General features: G+C 58.5%; 20 protein-coding genes. All 20 read right to left on the bottom strand.

The genetic code is table 11. The annotated features are described in order from the left end of the window. Positions 1-5: 5 nt before the first annotated feature. Positions 6-1,022, bottom strand: a complete 1,017-nt coding sequence (locus GOX66_RS20425) for an amino acid ABC transporter substrate-binding protein (RefSeq protein WP_170764989.1) — start codon at positions 1,020-1,022, stop codon at positions 6-8. 209 nt (positions 1,023-1,231) lie between these two features. Then, positions 1,232-1,939: an ATP12 family chaperone protein gene (locus GOX66_RS20420; RefSeq protein WP_170764986.1), complete on the bottom strand. Its 708-nt coding sequence runs from the start codon at positions 1,937-1,939 to the stop codon at positions 1,232-1,234. Between the two features lie 4 nt (positions 1,940-1,943). After that, positions 1,944-2,615 carry an HAD-IA family hydrolase gene (locus tag GOX66_RS20415; RefSeq protein ID WP_170764984.1) on the bottom strand — a complete coding sequence of 224 codons (672 nt, stop codon included), beginning with the start codon at positions 2,613-2,615 and terminating at the stop codon, positions 1,944-1,946. Next, a complete protein-coding gene (locus GOX66_RS20410; protein ID WP_170764983.1) occupies positions 2,612-3,655 on the bottom strand; it encodes an RluA family pseudouridine synthase in 1,044 nt (347 codons plus the stop codon). The genes GOX66_RS20415 and GOX66_RS20410 overlap by 4 nt, the downstream gene beginning before the upstream one ends. A 129-nt stretch (positions 3,656-3,784) precedes the next feature. After that, positions 3,785-4,591, bottom strand: a complete 807-nt coding sequence (locus GOX66_RS20405; RefSeq protein ID WP_170764980.1) for a crotonase/enoyl-CoA hydratase family protein — start codon at positions 4,589-4,591, stop codon at positions 3,785-3,787. Positions 4,592-4,666: 75 nt separating this feature from the next. After that, positions 4,667-5,977, bottom strand: coding sequence for a replication-associated recombination protein A (locus GOX66_RS20400; RefSeq protein WP_170764979.1), 1,311 nt, complete (start codon positions 5,975-5,977; stop codon positions 4,667-4,669). Between the two features lie 4 nt (positions 5,978-5,981). Further along, complete coding sequence (locus GOX66_RS20395; protein ID WP_170764978.1) at positions 5,982-7,367, bottom strand: trypsin-like peptidase domain-containing protein; 1,386 nt, start codon at positions 7,365-7,367, stop codon at positions 5,982-5,984. 71 nt (positions 7,368-7,438) lie between these two features. Then, positions 7,439-8,494, bottom strand: a complete 1,056-nt coding sequence (locus GOX66_RS20390) for a TauD/TfdA family dioxygenase (protein ID WP_170764977.1) — start codon at positions 8,492-8,494, stop codon at positions 7,439-7,441. A 144-nt stretch (positions 8,495-8,638) separates the two neighbouring features. Continuing rightward, a complete protein-coding gene (locus GOX66_RS20385; protein WP_170764976.1) occupies positions 8,639-9,529 on the bottom strand; it encodes a DUF2950 family protein in 891 nt (296 codons plus the stop codon). Between the two features lies 1 nt (position 9,530). Next, entirely contained in the window at positions 9,531-10,883 is a 1,353-nt protein-coding gene (locus tag GOX66_RS20380) for a DUF3300 domain-containing protein (protein ID WP_170764975.1), read from the bottom strand. Positions 10,884-11,023: 140 nt separating this feature from the next. Beyond that, positions 11,024-11,446, bottom strand: a complete 423-nt coding sequence (gene rplQ, locus GOX66_RS20375) for a 50S ribosomal protein L17 (protein WP_170764974.1) — start codon at positions 11,444-11,446, stop codon at positions 11,024-11,026. A 130-nt stretch (positions 11,447-11,576) separates the two neighbouring features. Further along, positions 11,577-12,593 carry a DNA-directed RNA polymerase subunit alpha gene (locus GOX66_RS20370; protein ID WP_113791474.1) on the bottom strand — a complete coding sequence of 339 codons (1,017 nt, stop codon included), beginning with the start codon at positions 12,591-12,593 and terminating at the stop codon, positions 11,577-11,579. 115 nt (positions 12,594-12,708) lie between these two features. Continuing rightward, complete coding sequence (gene rpsK / locus GOX66_RS20365; protein ID WP_093965380.1) at positions 12,709-13,098, bottom strand: 30S ribosomal protein S11; 390 nt, start codon at positions 13,096-13,098, stop codon at positions 12,709-12,711. 15 nt (positions 13,099-13,113) lie between these two features. Further along, complete coding sequence (rpsM, locus tag GOX66_RS20360) at positions 13,114-13,482, bottom strand: 30S ribosomal protein S13 (protein ID WP_008757392.1); 369 nt, start codon at positions 13,480-13,482, stop codon at positions 13,114-13,116. A gap of 202 nt (positions 13,483-13,684) precedes the next feature. Beyond that, positions 13,685-14,329 (bottom strand): adenylate kinase, encoded by a 645-nt coding sequence (locus tag GOX66_RS20355; RefSeq protein ID WP_170764973.1) that lies wholly within the window; start codon positions 14,327-14,329, stop codon positions 13,685-13,687. After that, on the bottom strand, positions 14,326-15,690 hold the full coding sequence (gene secY, locus GOX66_RS20350) for a preprotein translocase subunit SecY (protein WP_170764971.1): 1,365 nt from the start codon (positions 15,688-15,690) through the stop codon (positions 14,326-14,328). Before secY ends, GOX66_RS20355 begins: the two co-directional genes overlap by 4 nt. Before the next feature lie 109 nt (positions 15,691-15,799). Further along, positions 15,800-16,273, bottom strand: a complete 474-nt coding sequence (gene rplO / locus GOX66_RS20345) for a 50S ribosomal protein L15 (protein WP_170764969.1) — start codon at positions 16,271-16,273, stop codon at positions 15,800-15,802. A 145-nt stretch (positions 16,274-16,418) separates the two neighbouring features. After that, the gene (locus GOX66_RS20340) at positions 16,419-17,333 is read right to left on the bottom strand and encodes a hypothetical protein (protein WP_237212700.1); all 915 of its coding nucleotides are present in this window, start codon (positions 17,331-17,333) and stop codon (positions 16,419-16,421) included. 120 nt (positions 17,334-17,453) lie between these two features. Beyond that, complete coding sequence (locus tag GOX66_RS20335) at positions 17,454-17,660, bottom strand: DUF1127 domain-containing protein (protein ID WP_336509508.1); 207 nt, start codon at positions 17,658-17,660, stop codon at positions 17,454-17,456. A 269-nt stretch (positions 17,661-17,929) separates the two neighbouring features. Next, the gene (locus tag GOX66_RS20330) at positions 17,930-18,595 is read right to left on the bottom strand and encodes a hypothetical protein (protein WP_170764965.1); all 666 of its coding nucleotides are present in this window, start codon (positions 18,593-18,595) and stop codon (positions 17,930-17,932) included. Positions 18,596-18,605: the final 10 nt, after the last annotated feature.

The raw sequence follows: 18,605 nt of genomic DNA, 5'->3' as shown, positions 1-18,605 counted from the left end.
GGGTTTTAACGGAACGGTGGCGAGTACAGCAAACCGCCATCGGTCCATTGTGCGTTCAGGCCACGAGCCAGACCGATCGGAGTTTCCTCACCGATGTTCTTGGCGAATACTTCACCATAGTTACCACCGGCTTTGATCGCGTTTGCAGCCCAGTTGGCGTCCAGGCCCAGCATCTCACCCAGAGTGCCCTCGCTGCCCAGCAGACGATTCACTTCGGGGTTGTCGGTGCCGGCGGCCATCTCGTCGATGTTGGCCGAGGTGACGCCCAGCTCTTCAGCCGAGATCATAGCATTCAGGGTCCAGCGGACAACGTCGCCCCACTCGTGATCACCGTGACGGACCAGCGGGCCCAGCGGCTCTTTCGAGATGATTTCGGGCAGCAGGACGTGGTCACCGGGGTTTTCGAACGTGGCGCGGGTTGCGGCCAGGCCCGATGCGTCAGTGGTGTAAACGTCACATGCGCCAGCAAGGTACTGCTGCTGCGCTTCGGCGTTGGTTTCGATCGGAACCGGTTCGTAGCTGATGTTGTTCGAGCGGAAGAAATCCGCAAGGTTCAGCTCGGTGGTGGTACCGGTCTGGATGCAGACAGTGGCGCCGTCCAGTTCCTTGGCCGAGCTTACGCCCAGCGCCTTGGGAACCATAAAGCCCTGACCGTCATAATAGTTGACGCCAACGAATTCGAACTTAAGGTCAACATCGCGGCTGAAGGTCCAGGTAGTGTTCCGGGCCAGCATGTCGATTTCACCTGAAGCCAGCGCGGTGAAGCGTGTCTTACCGGTGGTCGGAACGAATTCAACTGCGTTTGCATCGCCGAGTACAGCAGCGGCAACCGCGCGGCATACGGCCACGTCAAAGCCCTGCCATTCGCCATTCGCGTCCGGCGCCGCAAAGCCGACCAGACCGGTGGTTACACCGCAGTTCAGCTTACCGCGCGCCTTGACGTCGTCCACAGTACCCGCCGCGGCTGCACCAGCGGCCAGACCGGCAACTGTGGCCGCGCCCAAGATTACGGATTTTTTCATTTTTACCTCTTCCTGATTTTCCACCCCGGTTCGGGGGCAGTTCTGTCCGGCACCTCTGGCACCAGAAAGGTTTCCCCAAAGGTGTCTCCCCTTTAGTGGGCTTGAGTTTGGTCGCATTCATAAACAAACGTCAAGGGTCGGATCAGGGAAAACGATGAGTCAATCCTGAGATGACTCGCTCAAGATCGGAAAAATCAGGTCGTGAGGGCTCAATCCGAGATATCGAAAAACCGTTTCGCGTGCAAAAAGGCGGTAAATTTGGTTTCAGCCACCGCCTGTGCCTCTTCATCGTGGCCCCATTGTTCGATCTGCCACAGCTCATCCAGCCTGGAAATTTGCCAGATTTCTTCCACTTTGCGCCAGTTTTGCGCGGCGGCAAAACCTAGAATGAGAGACCCCGACATGCTGACAAGGTCATGGAAAGCGGCAAGCTGATAGTCATTTAGCCCGTGCACACGCTGTCTGAGGGTTGTCAGAGCCTCCTCAGGCTGCGGTTGGTGCAATACCCCGGCCACCGGCAACAGCCGCGCGGAAAGCGCATCCGCAGCCCAATCCAACACCGGGTCCCATTGCTCGGCCTGCCTTTGCTGCAACTCCTGCGGGTGAGTGGCCCGGTAACACAGCAGGTCCGAATCGCCGTAATCGGCCAGCATGTCCGCAACCTCAGCGTGCTGCTGGCGCACTTTGTCGATCGCGGCATTTGCCGAACGGGTGAATGGCATTGACGTCGGGTCAACCAGTTTTTCCTGCGCGTCCCATTCGGCGGCGACCGCGCTGGCCATCGCTCGGGTCGGCAGAATCAACGAAGCCTTCGCCGGGGTTTTCACACGACGACCATCCAGTTCAACGGTAAATCCGCCGTCGGCTTCGACCACCGCGCTCTCCGTCCAAAATCGTTTCGGCTTCCAGTCGCTCATGTCGTCAGGTCCAGATGTTATCCAGCGCGCGCGGCAGCTGGTCAAAGGTTTCGATTACGCAGACAGCGCCGCCCAACGCGGATCGGTGATGATAGCCCCACGTCACGCCAATTCCTGCCACACCGGCCGCTTTGGCCATTTCCATGTCAAACCGGGTGTCACCGACCATGGCCGTCGCGGCCGCGTCTATGCCAGTTTCTGCACGCGCCGTGTCGATCATCGAAGGATGCGGTTTCGACGGGTGATGATCCGCTACCTGCCGGGTGACAAAAAAGCGCTCCAACCCGTGCGCTTCGATCAACGCGTCCAGACCGCGCTGAGACTTCCCGGTGGCCACCCCCAGCAATACTTCGGGCACGGCATGCAGCCCCTCGATAACCTCTCTGGCCCCAGGATAGAGCGGAGAGCTTGCCGCTCCCTGTTCCAGACGGTGTGCGTGATAGGCCTGTTTATACCCCTCAACAAGGCTGTGCTGAACGCTGTCCGATTGCTCAGGTGCCAATTGCGCCATCGCGTTCGGCAGGGACAGGCCCACGATGGACAATATCGCCTGCCGTTCCGGCACCGGCAGCGACAACGCATCGAAACTGGCCGTCATGGCCGCGACGATGCTGCCCTGGCTGTCGACCAGAGTTCCGTCCACGTCGAACAGCACCAGTCGCAGTGGTGCGCTCATTGCAGTTCCTCAAACGGGTCATCTGCGGCCAAATCCTCGGTCCAGCCGAACGTGTCCCAGCTGTGCTTCATATGCTCGGGCAAAGGTGCGGTGACGGTGATTGACTTGCGGGTCACCGGATGCTGGAACGAGGCCTGCCGCGCGTGCAGGTGCAGTTTCTTGCTGATGATCCCGCCCAATTGCGCGCCCCAGCCATCGCCCAGATTTTCCTGACCCGAGCCGCCATATTTACCATCGCCGATGATCGGATGACCAATCGCGGCCATATGCGCCCGCAACTGGTGCGTGCGTCCGGTAATCGGCTCCATCGCTACCCACGCGGCGCGCCCGGCCACCCGGTAGAGCGTCGCATACAGTGTGTGCGCGCGTTTCGCTCCCGGGTTGTCGTCAATTTCGTTCAGGTGCACGGCGACCATCTTTTCGCCCTCACCGTGCTTGCCGTGGCCGGGTGCTTTGACCAGCCCGGTCTTGATCTCACCCAGATACGGGGTCGGCACCCCGGCCACCAGGGCCCAGTAAATCTTGCGCGTGTCGCGGTGACGGAATGCTGCCGTCAGCCCCTTGGCCGCCTCGCGCGTGCGGGCCATCAGCAGAACGCCCGAAGTGTCCTTGTCCAGACGGTGCACAAGGCGGGGGTTTTCGTCGTATCCGAACCGTAGCGCCTCAGACAGGCTGTCCACATGGCGGGTCTGGCCGCTGCCACCCTGCACAGGCAGGCCGTGGGGTTTATTGAGGGCCAGCACGTGGTCATCGCGATAGATCACGCAGGACTGGATCATCTTGGCGTCGGCATCCGAGACACGTCGCTGGACCTCGACAGGCTTATGATCAGCGTCCGGCAACGGCGGAACGCGCACGACCTGACCGGTCTCCAGGCGGGTCGATGCCTTGACCCGGCCGCCTTCAACACGCAACTCGCCCTTGCGGCACATCTTTTCGATACGGCCCTGGCTGACATGGGGGAACAGGCGGCGCAGCCAGCGGTCCAGTCGCTGGTCGCCGTCACCCTCTGCCACGGTGATCATCTGTACGCCGCTCATGCCGATATCCCCTGCTCCGCGCAGAATGCCCGCGCGGCAAACGTGTCTGTAAGTGCCCTAGAAAACATGCGCGTCTGTGGCGTGCTGCAGCGCAAGAGTCAAGCCGGGACAGCCCAGTGAGACGGGCCGTCAGATGTTTGAAAAATCCCCGTGCCGCCCAGCCCCATCGCGGAACCGTCCCGCGCCTGCAGTGCCTTCGCGGCGAATTGCTTCCAGCCCATTGGCCCATTCGACCTTCAGCGCATCGCGCACGGGCAGGCCCCGCGTCTCGATGATCGAACGGCGGTCGGCACGAACGGCCTCCTGCGGAAAGCGGGCGATCTCATGGGCCATGGCTTCGGCGGCGGCGCGGGACTCGCCATGGGGCACGATTTTCTCGGCCAGACCGATGCGATAACATTCCTCGGCCTCGACCTTGCGGCCGGTCAGAGCAATCTCCAGCGCCTTGCCTTGCCCGACCAGACGCGGCAGGCGCACTGTTCCGCCATCCATCAGAGTGATCCCCCAACGGCGGCAATAGACGCCCAGATAGGCGGTTTCGGCCATCACCCGGATGTCACACCACAAGGCAAGCTCCATCCCACCCGCCACAGCAGCGCCTTCGATCGCGCCGATCACCGGCTTGGACAATTCCAGGCGCGACGGGCCCATCGGGCCAAGTGTCGATGGCGCCGATCCGATAGGGAAGGCATGTTTTTCATAATATGCCTCGCCCAGTTCCGGGTCTGAATGAGTGGCGGCCAGTTTCAAATCCCATCCAGCGCAGAAGTTGCCGCCCTTTCCCCAGAACACCGCCGCTTTGGCCGGACTGTGTTCAAAGTCGAGAAACGCCGCAACCAGAGCCTCCGCATGCTCGGGATCCACGGCGTTACGAGCTTCAGGCCGGTCATGGATGATTGTCCAGACATCGTCCGTTTTGTCGATTGAAACGGTCATCGCGTTCCTCCCTCGAATCTCATGACCCGAGGGAAGCGCGATTTTGGCCACCTGTCGCTTCTGACGCTACGGAATTTAGCTGTTGCGCTGCGCCCGCAGCCTGGCGAAATAGTCCATTCGTTTTTTCAGCTCACGCTCAAAACCGCGCTCGACCGGCTGGTACAGAATGGGCCTTTTCATGGTCTCAGGGAAGTAATTCTGACCGGAAAACCCGTCATCCTGATCGTGGTCATACTTGTACCCGGCCCCAAACCCTTGATCCTTCATCAGAGTCGTGGGCGCGTTCAGGATGTGCATCGGCGGCGGCTCGCTACCTGAACGCCGGGCCAGTTCGCGGGCCGCCTTGTACCCCGCATAGGCTCCGTTCGACTTGGGCGCCAATGCCAGATAGACAACCGCCTGCGCCAGAGCCAGTTCCCCCTCGGGGCTACCGATCCGTTCGTAAACTTCCCACGCATGCAGGGCCAGCGCCTGCGCCTGCGGATCGGCAAGGCTGATATCCTCGACCGCCATGATTGTCAGGCGGCGAGCAATATAACGAGGGTCTTCACCGCCCTCCAGCATCCGCGCGAACCAATACAGAGCCGCATCCGGATCCGAGCCCCGAACGGATTTGTGCAGGGCCGAAATCAGGTTGTAATGCTCGTCACCCGACTTGTCGTATTTCGCCGCACGCCGCATCAGCCGGGTAGAGAGGGCCTCGGTGTCCAAAGGCGCATCGACCTTCCATGCCGCGATCTGTTCGATCAGGTTCAACAGCGCCCGCCCGTCGCCATCGGCCATTTCCTGCAGCGCCTCTCGTGCAGCACCCGTCAGAGGCAGTGGGCGGTCCAGTTCTTTTTCCGCGCGCTGGGTCAGGCGCTCCAGATCGGCCAGGCTGAGCCGTTCCAGAACTAACACCTGCGCCCGGCTAAGCACTGCGGCATTCAGTTCAAAGGACGGGTTTTCGGTCGTCGCCCCGACCAGCAGGATCGTGCCGTCCTCCATATGCGGCAGGAACCCGTCCTGCTGCGCCTTGTTGAACCGGTGAATTTCATCGACAAACAGTAATGTCCCCTGCCCGTTCTGACGCCGGATCTTCGCCGCCTCGAACACTTTCTTCAGATCCTGCACGCCCGTGAAAATCGCGCTGATCTGAACGAAATGCAGATCGGTTTCCTGCGCCAGCAACCGAGCGATGGTGGTCTTGCCCACACCCGGCGGTCCCCAGAACACAAGGCTGGACAGACTGCCCGAGGCCAGCATGACACCCAGCGGCCCGTCCGGGCCCAGAACTTGCTCCTGCCCGACCACTTCGGCCAGCGTTTGCGGCCGCAGACGATCGGCCAGCGGACGATGTGCTGCCGGCGCGGGCTCAGTTGCCTCGGTGTCGAACAGGTCGCTCATGGGATCACAGCCGGAACCGCAGGGAAACGGGCCGTCCACCCCGGAGAATATCCAGATTCACCCTGCGGCCAGGGTCGGTCAGGGCATCTACGACGTCGTCGGGGCGCTCGATCTCCGCGCCGTTGATACTGTTGACCACATCACCTGCGCGCAGCCCAGAACGGCCCCCATAAGGGCCAGCATCCACCACAACCACGCCTGTCTGCGACAACAAAAGCCCCATCCGCGCGATAACCGCCGGGTTCACCCGTGACACGGTCAGCCCTGGCATCACGGTCTTGTCGTCCAGCGTGGTTTCCTCGGCTTCCGGAGATTCCGGCGCCCTGATAAGAGCGATCGGTACATCCGTACGGCCATCTCCGCGCAGCCGGGTCACGACCGAAGTGCCGCCTACGCCTGCCACCGACATGCGAAACTTCATCTCAGCCGGAGAATTCACCTCATCCCCGTCCACATGCGTCACAACATCGCCAACGCGCAACCCGGCCTCAGCCAGAGGGCTGAGCGGATGCAGGTCCGAGATCACAACGCCCATGGGGATTACCAATCCCAATGACTCGGCGATGTCCGCGCTCATATGCTGGCCCGCCATTCCAGCCCAAGGGCTGACAAAGCTCTCATTCCCGTTCTGTGCCTGTCGCAGAAACTCTGCAACCAGATTGGCCGGGATTGCAAAGCCGATACCGTTCGATCCCCCCGAACGTGTCAGGATCGATGTGTTGATCCCGATCAGATCACCATTCACGTCTATCAGCGCCCCACCCGAATTGCCGGGATTGATGGCGGCGTCGGTCTGAATGAAGTATCCCCGCGCGTTACCCGTCGCCGTTCCGGTCCGCGCCAGTCCCGAGATGATGCCCGACGACACGGTCTGCCCCACCCCGAACGGGTTGCCGATGGCCAGCGCCAGTTCGCCCACTTCGACATGATCTGAATCGCGTAATTGCAGGAAGGGCAGCTCTTCAGCCTCTTTCAGGCGCAATATGGCAATATCGCTTTCCTTGTCCCCCAGAACCACTTGAGCCGAGTATTCCCGCCGGTCCGTTGTCACAACGCGGATTTCCGTAGCCGTGCCGACGACGTGATAGTTGGACACCACATAGCCGTCATCGGACAGGATCACGCCCGAGCCCAAAGAATTCTGCACCCGGGGGCGGGGCGCGCCAAATCCTCCGCCAAAGAAATCCTGAAAGAACGGGTCAGAGAAAAACGGGTTGGCCCGCCCTTGCCGCACAATCTTGGCATAGATGTTGACGACCGCCGGAGACGCCTCTTTGACCACCGGCGCAAATCCCAACGATATCTCGGCCTGTGATTGCGGCACGCGAGTTTCAGCAGTGGCAACCGAGGCGCATGCAAAGGAAAGAGCGATAAGTGTCGCGCGGAACATATGGACCTCAACTTGCAGAGTTGCGTTGGATATGCGCCCCCGCGAAACGTAATGCAAGCATCCGGTCGCGGTCAGTCCAGAGGAGCATGTAGACGAGTGCCCTTCGTGATGATCCCGCCGCGATTGCCCACACCTATCGTTCCATAGCGCTGCCTGAAAACCTCGGGCAATTCACGGTCGCCCTCGGGCGAAAGCCAGAGGCGGAACAAATGGCGACGTTCGGCCGGGTCTGGCCAGTCGGTGTAACCTGTCCGATCGTGCAATTGCGAGTGGTTGTAGACGAACTGCATGTCGCCTGGCTGCAACCGCATGGTCAGGTAGAGGTCAGGATCGTTGGCCAGCGCATCGAACCTGTCTAATGCCGCGACGTGATCGGGCGTCAGGCGCATAGCCTCGGGGAACCTTTGCGCGCTGTCGATGTACTGCCGTTGATAGAACACCGTAAGTTTACCATCGTGCCAGCAAAACGGTGGAATCGTCATATAGGGTTGCATCCCTTCGGGAACTTCGCCGCGCCGGTCGGTTGCAATGGGATCGAATAATCGTTCCAGCAATTCGGGGCATTCGGCACGCATCCGGTTGTAGATCGTTTCGGCGCTGACCAACAGTGAATCGCCGCCCTCCTTGGCATCACGCAGACACAGCAAACCCACGATGTCGGCGCTGTCCGTGTGAAACGTCTGACGTTCGTGGGTCTGGTAAATTCGCGTGTTCGGATCCTTCGCATCCGCGCCGATGTCCCGCACATGCCCCAGAATATGCCCCTGTGCATTCTGCGAGCGGGCCGACCCTAGATGAGCGCCGACCCCGCAAAAAATCGCCGCGGCCATTTCCTGAGAGTATGTCTCTACCGGAAGGCCCCGGATTACTTCGAAACCGATCCCGCTGATCAGCTTGTCGCGCAGTGTCTCCAGATGCCGATCAAACCTCAGTAGCGGAAAGTCGGCCATTGAGATTTCACCGATATCCCGCCCCAGGCTCAGATAGTGGCGGGCAGCTTGCTCAATATCAGCGATGTCCTGTGATGACAGATCGACAATCCATTCGTCTTGCCGCGCAACCATTTCCCGGCCGGTCCAGGCGGATGGACCCGCAAGTTCGCTCGGTATCTCAGAAAGTGTCGTCATCATCTGCCTTCCGCGCACGCTTTATAGCGTGACGCGAGATTGCCGGAACTTCACCCCCGAATTTCGCCGAAAATGACGTAACTGCGACACCTGGATTGCAATCAATAGTTACAAACCCGGATCCAGCACGTAGTTTATTGTGCGTCACTCAACCGGCGACCAGTCTGAACCGGGATCGTATGTTGAAATTTCAGCCGTTAGATCCAGTGTCTCCGGGCCAAAATCTGCTTCAAAAACGATCCCGTTTTCGCCGACCAGAAATGAGTGAATACCGGTTTCACCATAATCCGAAGGCACCGCAAGCAGCGCGTGCCCAGCAACGAATTTGTCACCTACAAAATAGGAATAGGCTCCGCCAGGTGCGTTTGGACCCTGGCTCTGCAAGATGGTGTAGTAATAGCCAAGGAAAGGTTCGGCTTCATAATCAGCCTCGCCATCGCTCCACCCCGAGGCGGCAGCACGGGCCAGCGCTGCACCGACAAAGCTGTCTTCCTCGGGCCAGAACAGCCCGTTTTTGACACCCGGGTCGGCGATGATCGTCTGTGCAAATTCCATGACGCCATCGCCATTGTGATCGACCAGCCTGAACGCGGCCTGAAGGTCGACATAGGCTTCGAGCAAATCGATCACTTCAAGCTCGTTCAAACCAATTTCGCGGGCCGAGAGTTCTTCGATCCCAGCGTCGAGGTCAAATTGCCAGCCGTCTTCACCACGTGAAATCGGGATTGGGAAGGGCCAGCTGTCTTCGCCCAAAACAAGAACCACCCCGTCATCTTCAGGCTGAAAGCGGTAGCCCTCGGCGTACATGCCAAGAACTTCCTGTCGTCTTTCCTGATCCTCGGCAGGATCTCCTGTCCCAATCAGGTCTTCGGCCTCGGACCCGAAGATTTCCAACAGCTTGGCCTGATCATCCGCCCTCAAAGCTTCCACAAAGGCGTCCAGAGCAGATTGCGGCGTGTCAAACCGGGAACCGTCTGCCAGTGCAGGGCTTGCAGTTGCGATAAGGAATAGAAAAGAAAAAACCGATTTACGCATCCTACCGTCTCCGCTTTCCCTTGGCCGCGTGCCCGCGTTTGGACGCGCTGTGGGTTCGATTTCCTGACGCATTTTTCTTCATCGCCTGACCTTTGGACGCAGACGGTCTGTGCTGAGCCGTTGCCGGTTTCTTGGCCTGAGGTTTCTTGGCGGCTTGCGGCTTTTGTTTCACAGGTTTTTTCGCCGCATCCGGCCTTTGTTTGGTGCGGTCAATGGCCTGTTGCTTGGCTGCGGCCTTATCTCCGTCCACGTTGCCCCGGTTCACCTGAGGCAGTTTCTTGTTACCATTGCCCCGGTTGGCAAGAGCGCCCCCCGCCACAGCGCCAGCACCCGCGCCTGCAGCGGCTGCCGCCACCTGATTCCGCGCTTCGCCGTCCCGACTTATGTCCGCCGCCCCGGACTCGCGACTTAACTTGGCGCGCAGTTCGTCCGTGCGGCCTTCGGGGCGGCTTACTGGCAAATCACCGCGACCACCCTCGAGTCTTTTGCGGTCTGAAATTTCATTCTGAGCCTGCTTTTTCCGGTCGGGATCAGGCTTCCATCCAATATCCGTCCGGTCGCCCAGATCAATCTCGTTGCCAATATTGACGTTGCCGTCGACATCAATGTCGATATCGGGGTTCCGGATGATCGGCTGACCGTTCCAGCCGCCGCAGTTCCGGCAACCCCAGTAGCCATACCAATCATCGTCGTCATCAAAAATTTCGTTAATCAGCGCAACAGTGCCAAAGGTCAGCAGGGCCGCGCCCACCACATCCCCAGTCGACGGACCGGTATAGACGGTCTCGGGGTTGTATTGCGGCACGTATACGGTTTCGGGATCTGTGGGAGTGATGACAACTGTGTCGTCATCAGACACCTCGACGGTCTGCTCGGGGCCGGAAACCAGGGCGCCACTGTCGATCGCCTGATCCCGCATGACCTGCACCGCATCCATCACATCATCGGATTGGGCCAGCATCGCGGTGCCCATGGTTTCGGTCCAGTCGATATGCGTCGCCATCTGGCCAACAACCTCGGGAAAGGCTGTTGCCAATACGCTGACCGACGGATCCCACCCCATGGCTTCGATTTCAGGCTCCAGTTCCGCGGGGTCGCGGTCAGCGTTATCCAGCAAGTAACGCTCCGCCTTCACAATCTCCAGCGGTTGAGTCGCGGCGACAAAAATCTGAATGAGCAAGGTGTCCGGATAAAGAGCCACCGGAGCAACCAGCGTTTGCAACTCTGCATCTGTCAAAAGGTCGGGCTGCTCCGCTGACGTCTCCTCAGCCGCTGTAGCATCGTCGGAGGCTTCTTGCGCATCAAGCACTGTGGCTGCGCCAATACCGAGCGCAAATATTAGATACCTAAACATATTGCGATCCTTCAATTTCTTAAAGGATCACCCAAGTTTGCGATTCTGGCAACAGGAGGGCTTATTGGCTACTTGGCCCACAGAATCAAAAAACCCCCACGTCCGGGACGTGGGGGCCAAATTCAGAAAGCCGGGCTTTCTTATTCTTCTTCTGCGGCCTCTTCGGCAGCGACGCGAGCTTTGTCAGCCGCGCCTTTGGCGTCCAGGTCCCGATCAACGAATTCGATGATCGCCATCGGCGCCATGTCACCATAGCGGAAGCCAGCTTTCAGGATGCGGACATAACCGCCCTGACGCTCGGCGTAGCGGGGGCCCAGAACTTCGAACAGCTTTGCGACGTCTTTGTCTTCTTTCAGCTGCGATGCGGCCTGACGGCGGGCGTGCAGGTCGCCGCGCTTGCCCAGAGTGACCAGCTTTTCGATGATCGGGCGCAGTTCTTTTGCCTTGGGCAGAGTCGTCTTGATTTGCTCATGTTCGATGAGCGAGCCAGCCATGTTCGCAAACAGCGCCTTGCGGTGCTCATGAGTACGGTTCAGGCGGCGGTAACCACGTGCGTGACGCATTTTCTAGTTCCTTCTTTCGCGTTTTGCTTTGTCTGGCCGGCGATGCGTGTCACCGGCTCTCCTTGGGGCGGAAGTGCCCATATTGTCCCCGGATAGTCCCAAATTGGGCCGGGCATTGGGGAAGACGCGCCTAGAACGCGTCTTCGAATTTCTTGGCCAGATCTTCGATATTGTCGGGCGGCCAGTCCTCGACATCCATGCCGAGGTGCAGACCCATGCCGGACAGCACTTCTTTGATCTCGTTCAGCGACTTGCGGCCGAAGTTCGGGGTGCGCAGCATCTCGGCTTCGGTCTTCTGGATCAGGTCGCCGATGTAAACGATGTTGTCGTTCTTCAGGCAGTTTGCCGAACGGACCGACAGTTCCAACTCATCCACTTTCTTAAGCAGCAGCGGGTTGAATTCCAGACCATCGTCCTCGTCCTGACGGCCAGCCGCTTCGGGCTCGTCGAAGTTGACGAAGATCGACAGCTGATCCTGCAGGATTCGAGCGGCAAAGGCCAGCGCGTCTTCAGGTGTAATCGAACCATCGGTTTCGATCTTCAGGGTCAGCTTGTCATAGTCCAGAACCTGACCTTCACGGGTCGGCTGAACGTCATAGGCAACCTTTTTGACCGGCGAATAGATCGCATCGATCGGGATCAGGCCGATAGGTGCGTCTTCGGGCTTGTTCTTCTCAGCCGAGACGTAACCTTTGCCGGTGTTAACGGTCAGTTCCATGAACAGGTCGGCGCCATCGTCCAGGTGGCAGATGACGTGATCGCGGTTCAGAACCTCGATACCGGCGCTCTCGCTGATGTCACCGGCGGTTACAACTGCGGGGCCTTTGGCATTGATCGACAGGCGCTTGGGGCCTTCGACTTCCATGCGCAGCGCAACCTGCTTGAGGTTCAGGATGATGTCGGTGACGTCTTCACGAACGCCTGCAACCGACGAGAACTCGTGCAATACGTTGTCGATCTGAACGCTGGTGATGGCCGCGCCTTGCAGCGAGCTCATCAGAACGCGGCGCAGAGCGTTACCCAGGGTCAGACCAAAGCCACGCTCCAGCGGTTCAGCAACCAAAGTTGCCTGACGCGCAGGATCGTTGCCCGGCTTGCCTTCCAGCTGGGTCGGCTTGATCAATTCAGCCCAATTCTTATGGATCATGTAATCCCTCCATTCCTGTCCGCGCCCCATGACCAACAAGGTGCAGACGCCCGAGGTTCAAAATGACGTGCTGGGGCCGTGCAGAAACACTGGCCCCAGCTCAATTCAAAATCGCTTAGACGCGACGACGCTTCGGCGGGCGGCAGCCGTTGTGAGCAATCGGAGTCACGTCGCGGATCGACGTGATGTTGAAGCCCACGGCAGCCAACGCACGCAGAGCCGATTCACGACCCGAACCGGGGCCCTGAACTTCGACTTCCAGCGTTTTGACGCCATGTTCCTGCGCCTTCTTGCCTGCATCTTCTGCAGCCATCTGAGCGGCGTAGGGGGTCGATTTCCGCGATCCCTTGAAGCCCATGGTACCGGCAGACGACCATGCAATGGCGTTGCCCTGTACGTCCGAGATCAGGATCTTGGTGTTGTTGAAGGTCGAGTTCACATGGGCAACGCCCGATGCGATGTTCTTACGCTCTTTGCGCTTAACGCGAGTCTTGTCACGTGCCATCGGTCAGACCCTCCCTTATTTCTTCTTACCGGCAATGGCCTTTGCGGGGCCTTTGCGGGTACGAGCATTGGTGTGGGTACGCTGACCGCGAACCGGCAGGTTGCGGCGGTGACGCAGACCGCGATAGCAGCCCAGATCCATCAGGCGCTTGACGTTCATCTGAACTTCACGGCGCAGGTCACCTTCGACGGTGAAGTTTGCGTCGATATGTTCGCGGATGGCCAGAACTTCGGCATCCGACAGTTCATTGACGCGGCGATGCGCTTCAATGCCCACGGCTTCGCAGATCGCTTTGGCCGAGGTGTTGCCGATACCGGTGATATATGTGAGGGCGATAGGTACCCGCTTTGCAGTCGGGATGTTTACGCCGGCAATACGTGCCACGTGTCACTTTCCTTTTTTGTTGCGGTTCCGTAGCTCCGGAACCTTTTTTCACAACACTTGACCGTGGCAGTGACGCCAGAGGGTCCAGCATTTATTCGAGGTGGTCGGGGCAAACGGGACGAATCCCGCATGCGGTCTTGATTCCCATAGGGATGTGGGTCGATATGGGCTTTTGAAGGGGCCGTCAAGCCCCTACCTAAAGTCAGCCAAGTACCGCCTCAATCGAAGCGGTGACTTCCTTGATATCCGCCAGACCATTGACCGGGCGCAGGTCACCTTTGGCGTAGTAGTAGCCAATCAGCGGCGAGGTCTTTTTGTAGTACTCCATCAGGCGCGTACGCAGGCTGTCTTCGTTGTCATCGGCGCGGCGGGTGAACTCTTTCTTCTGGCCGCAATTGGTGCAGATACCATCGGCCGGGATCGGTTTGGTCTTGTCGTTATAGACCTCACCACAACCCGAACAGGTCGAACGTGCAGTGATCCGGTCGACCAGAGCGTCGTCGTCCACGCGCATCTCGATCACGGTGTGCAGCGACTGACCCAGCTTGGACAGCAAAGCGGCGAGCGCGTCGGCTTGCGCCAGCGTGCGCGGGAAACCGTCAAAAATGAAGCCAGCGCCCGTTTCCGTGGTCAGCTTCTCTTCGATCAGGCCGATCACGATCTCATCTGTGACCAGCTTTCCTGCGTCCATGATCGCGGCAACCTTCCGGCCCATCTCTGTGCCCGAGGTCTTGGCTTCGCGCAGCATGTCGCCAGTGCTCAGCTGGATCATGCCGCGTGTCTCGACCAGGTGACGCGCCTGGGTGCCCTTACCTGCCCCCGGGGGGCCCAAAAGAATGATGTTCATCGACGAGCGGGTCCCTTCCTGCCGCGTTTCTTACCTTTGCCGCGCAGTTGTGACTTTTCGATAAGCCCTTCGTATTGGTGCGCCAGCAGATGGCTCTGGACCTGCTGGATCGTGTCCATGGTCACAGAGACGATAATCAGAACCGAGGTACCGCCGAAATAGAACGGAATGGCGAACTGGCCGCGCAGGATTTCAGGCAGCAGACAGACAGCCGCCAGATAGGCTGAACCCAGAACCAGCACGCGATTGACCACGTATTCCAGATATTCGGCGGTTTTCTTACCCGGTCGGATACCCGGCACAAAACCGTTCTGCTTTTTCAGGTTGTCCGCCACGTCATCCGGCTTGAACGAGACGTTGAACGTGTAGAAATAGGCAAAGAACACGATCATCGAGGCGAAGAACAACAGGTAGAGCGGCTGTCCGGGGCCGAAGTTGGCCAGCAGCCACGACATGACCGGCCCGCTGGTCGCCCCCGATGAGAAGGTCGAGATCGTCACCGGCAGCAGCAGCAGCGAGCTGGCAAAGATCGCCGGGATCACGCCCGCGGGGTTGACCTTGACTGGCAGGTGGCTCGAGCCGCCCTCATAAATTTTCATACCGGCCTGACGGCGCGGGTACTGGATATGGATCTTGCGCAGCGCACGTTCCATGAACACCACGAAGGTAATCACGGCGATCACCATGACGATGACGCCGACGATCACGGCCGGGCTGATCGCGCCCGAGCGGCCCGAGGCAAAGAACTGTGCCAGAGCGGCCGGAACCTCGGCAATGATGCCGACGAAGATGATCAGAGAGATACCGTTGCCGATGCCGCGAGCGGTGATCTGTTCACCCAGCCACATCAGGAACATGGTGCCGCCGACCAGTGTGATCATGGTCGACATGCGGAAATAGAGACCCGGATCGGTCGCCAGATCGCCCGATTCCAGTGACACGGCCAGACCATATGCCTGAACGGTGGCCAGCGCCACGGTGCCAAAACGGGTGTACTGGTTGATCTTCTTGCGGCCTTGCTCACCCTCTTTCTTGAGTTGTTCGAGCGCCGGAACCATCGATGTCAGCAACTGCACGATGATAGAGGCCGAGATATAAGGCATGATGCCGAGGGCAAAGATACCCATCCGCCCCAGCGCCCCGCCGGTGAACATCGAAACCATGCCGCCGATGCCCTGCCCCGCCTGTTCCATGAACTCGCGCAGCGCCTGCCCGTCGATCCCCGGCACCGGAATGAAGGTGCCCAGACGATAGACGATCAACAAACCCAGCGTGAACAGGATGCGGTTGCGCAGATCGGTGGCTTTGCCAAGGGCAGCCCAGCTTGTGTTGGCCGCCATTTGTTCTGCTGCTGATACCATAAATCGGTCTCTCTTATGCAAACGCCGCCCGGAACCGTTTTCCGGCTCGGACGGCGTCTTGGAAAACTCTGAGGTCTATGTAAGCGGGTCTTCGCCCGCTCACAAGCGCTTACTCTGCCGCAGCAGCTTTTGTGACCGTCAGTGAGCCGCCCGCTTTTTCGACTGCCTCAACGGCAGCTTTCGAAGCACCGGTAACTTCCAGGTTCACTTTGGCGCTGATTTCGCCTTTGGCCAGAACGCGGATACCGTCCAGTTTACGGCGGACCAGCCCGGAGGCAACCAATGCGTCCTCTGTGATCGCTGCTTTGGCGTCCAGCTTGCCGGCATCAACGAATTTCTGGATCAGGCCCAGGTTGATAACAGCAAATGCCTTGCGGTTCGGCTTGCTGAAGCCACGCTTGGGCAGGCGCTGGTACAGCGGCATCTGGCCGCCTTCATAGCCATTGATTGCCACACCCGAACGGGATTTCTGACCTTTGATACCACGGCCACCCATTTTACCTTTGCCGGAACCAGGACCACGGCCAACGCGGGTCCGTTTCGGTGTGGCGCCAGGATTGTCGCGCAATTCGTGCAGTTTCATTTCGCTTCTCCTAAGCCGGATGTGACCCCCGAAGCGTGATGGGCCAAACGCGGCATTTCTTGGTTTTGATTCGTGTGGCGCAGGGCCACCGCAGGCGTATAGGCTTGTTGACTTCAGTTGGCAAGCCCACGGGCCGACGATGCAGTCAGCCCTCGTCTCCAGGGCCTTCGTCCCCGGTAAAGGCTTTCGGCATGATTGGCGCAGCGTGCGGGTCAATGCCGTGCTTTTCTACCAGCCTGCCGACCATGCTTTCGGGATGGGGCACGCCACCGAACCTGTTTCGGATAAACGAGCGCATACGCCGCCCGTAGAAGTGAATCGACATAGTTTCATCCGTGACAAACCGGTCCGCATCGCCGGACGCCCGACTCATAACGCGCCGTTCCTTGAACGAGACCGGATAAAGAACCTCGCTGGGAAACGAGAACTGCGCTTCGCCGTTTTGCCGCAACAACCAGGTCAGCGCCCGGGGCCCCCAAACGCCCCACAGCATTTCCCCCGCATGTTTGGGGTTTCCGTCCAACGCGTCACGGATCAGTTCCCTGCGAAACTTTGTCGGCAACCAGGGAGGAATGCGATAGGGATTTTCTGTATAGTCGATCAGGTCGTACAATGTCGGGCTGTCCGGTGGCAACCTCAGAACTCCGTTGTTGATCTCATTCGGCGCGAGATGGCCATGGAAATGCCCGTTATCTGTCGTGAACGGCTTTACACAATACGCATCCGTATCCGCCCAGATCATGTCCGGCTGCTGCGCCAGCATACGATAGCGGAACTTGTCCGCATGAACCGCCGGGCTGCCGGTACGTTTATGCGTGATGATGTTTTCGCCCGACAGAACCTCACACGCGTCGCGCCGTTCTGTTCCTTCCGGGATGTTGGCTACATCGCCATAGGTGTACAGGCACACATGCTGACCCACATCCAAAAACGACTTGATGCAGAGCTGTTCCAGAAAACTCAGCGGGCCGTCGACCCAAAGCATCCCAATCTGAAATTCGCGCACGTGCCCGGCCTTTCCTGTCGCCATTCGAGCGGTCTGAGACGCCCGGTCCGTCATGACTTGGCCTATTCCGTGCGCGGCTTCAACAGGACCCGCCAGAATTTATAGGATTGGTGTCCCCCGGACGCAAAAGAGGCGCCAAACGGCGCCTCCGAGTGAACGGTTCAAACTGTCTGATTACGAGCAATACACGTGGTCACGTACGATATCACTGATATCGCAGCGACGTACGCCGATGTCGTGCAGTTCGCGGTCGGTCAGGCTTTGGAGTTCCGTGTAGGTGCGGTTGTACTCCGCGCGCAGCGCATATGCCTCTTTGATCTTCGCGACGTAGTCGGTGAATCGAGCGACCAGATTGATGCCGCCATGAGTAGCCGTTGCCATGTGTGCCATTTCTGAATTCCTTTCATAATCGGGGCGTATTCCCCAACGTTGCTTTGTTTGTTCCTGTTTGGGACAGAGATCAGATAGGCGCAGCAGATATCGCTAACAACCGAAGTTTCGTTCTAGCCGATATGCATGGAAGGAATGGCGGAGCGAGTTTTCCACTTGATGCAAAATGTGGTTAGTGTCCGTTTTGCGGACAATGCGGACCTTTGATTGCATAACGGCCATCATACCTACAAATCAAAATGATGCGCGATTCACTGGTGTCAGTTCGCTTTAATCTGGTCGAAAAATACGCCGTGTTTAGTTTGCCAATCAGGTGTCATGGCAACATTACCTAGCAACATTCCTGCTTCTAAGCTGAGCAAAGCCTCTTCGTTGATCGCAGCGCCGTTGTTCCTTTTGATACTCTTTCTGACAACCATCACAGGATAGTTGCAGTTTCCTATTTTAAGGGTAGTTTGGCGAACTGTTTCAATCTCATATGACCCGCGGTCAACTTCGCTGCCATTTACCAAAATGGAAACTGGTATCGTGTAAGTCTTGGCTACAACTTCCAAGTTTAGCGTCTTTGCCTTTTTGCTCATTTTCAGTTGGATGCGGCTGGAAGACGACTTCCTGTCGATTGGAATTACACCGTTCCAATAGGTCGTTGACACTTTTTGGGTCGAGCCGTCTTTTTGCATTACCCTTTCTTCTTTGACCGTTCCGTCATTCATGACTTTGTTCGTTACCTCGAATAACGGGTCATTTCGCGTCAAAGTAAAAGAGTTACCCATTGAAAGATCGATACACGCTCCAATGGCCATTGATGTCGAAGACACCAGAAAGAGCAAAAAACCCAAGAACGTTAATCCACTCAAATTAAAAATCCCTTCGTTGCTTTTGCCGATACGAACAAATCCTATTGCTGTCGCACTACTAGGCTGCACCAAGAAAACT

It is taken from the genome of Ruegeria lacuscaerulensis, assembly GCF_013031245.1.
Taxonomy (GTDB): Bacteria; Pseudomonadota; Alphaproteobacteria; order Rhodobacterales; family Rhodobacteraceae; genus Ruegeria; species Ruegeria lacuscaerulensis_C.
This window is presented reverse-complemented; position numbering and strand designations above follow the sequence as displayed.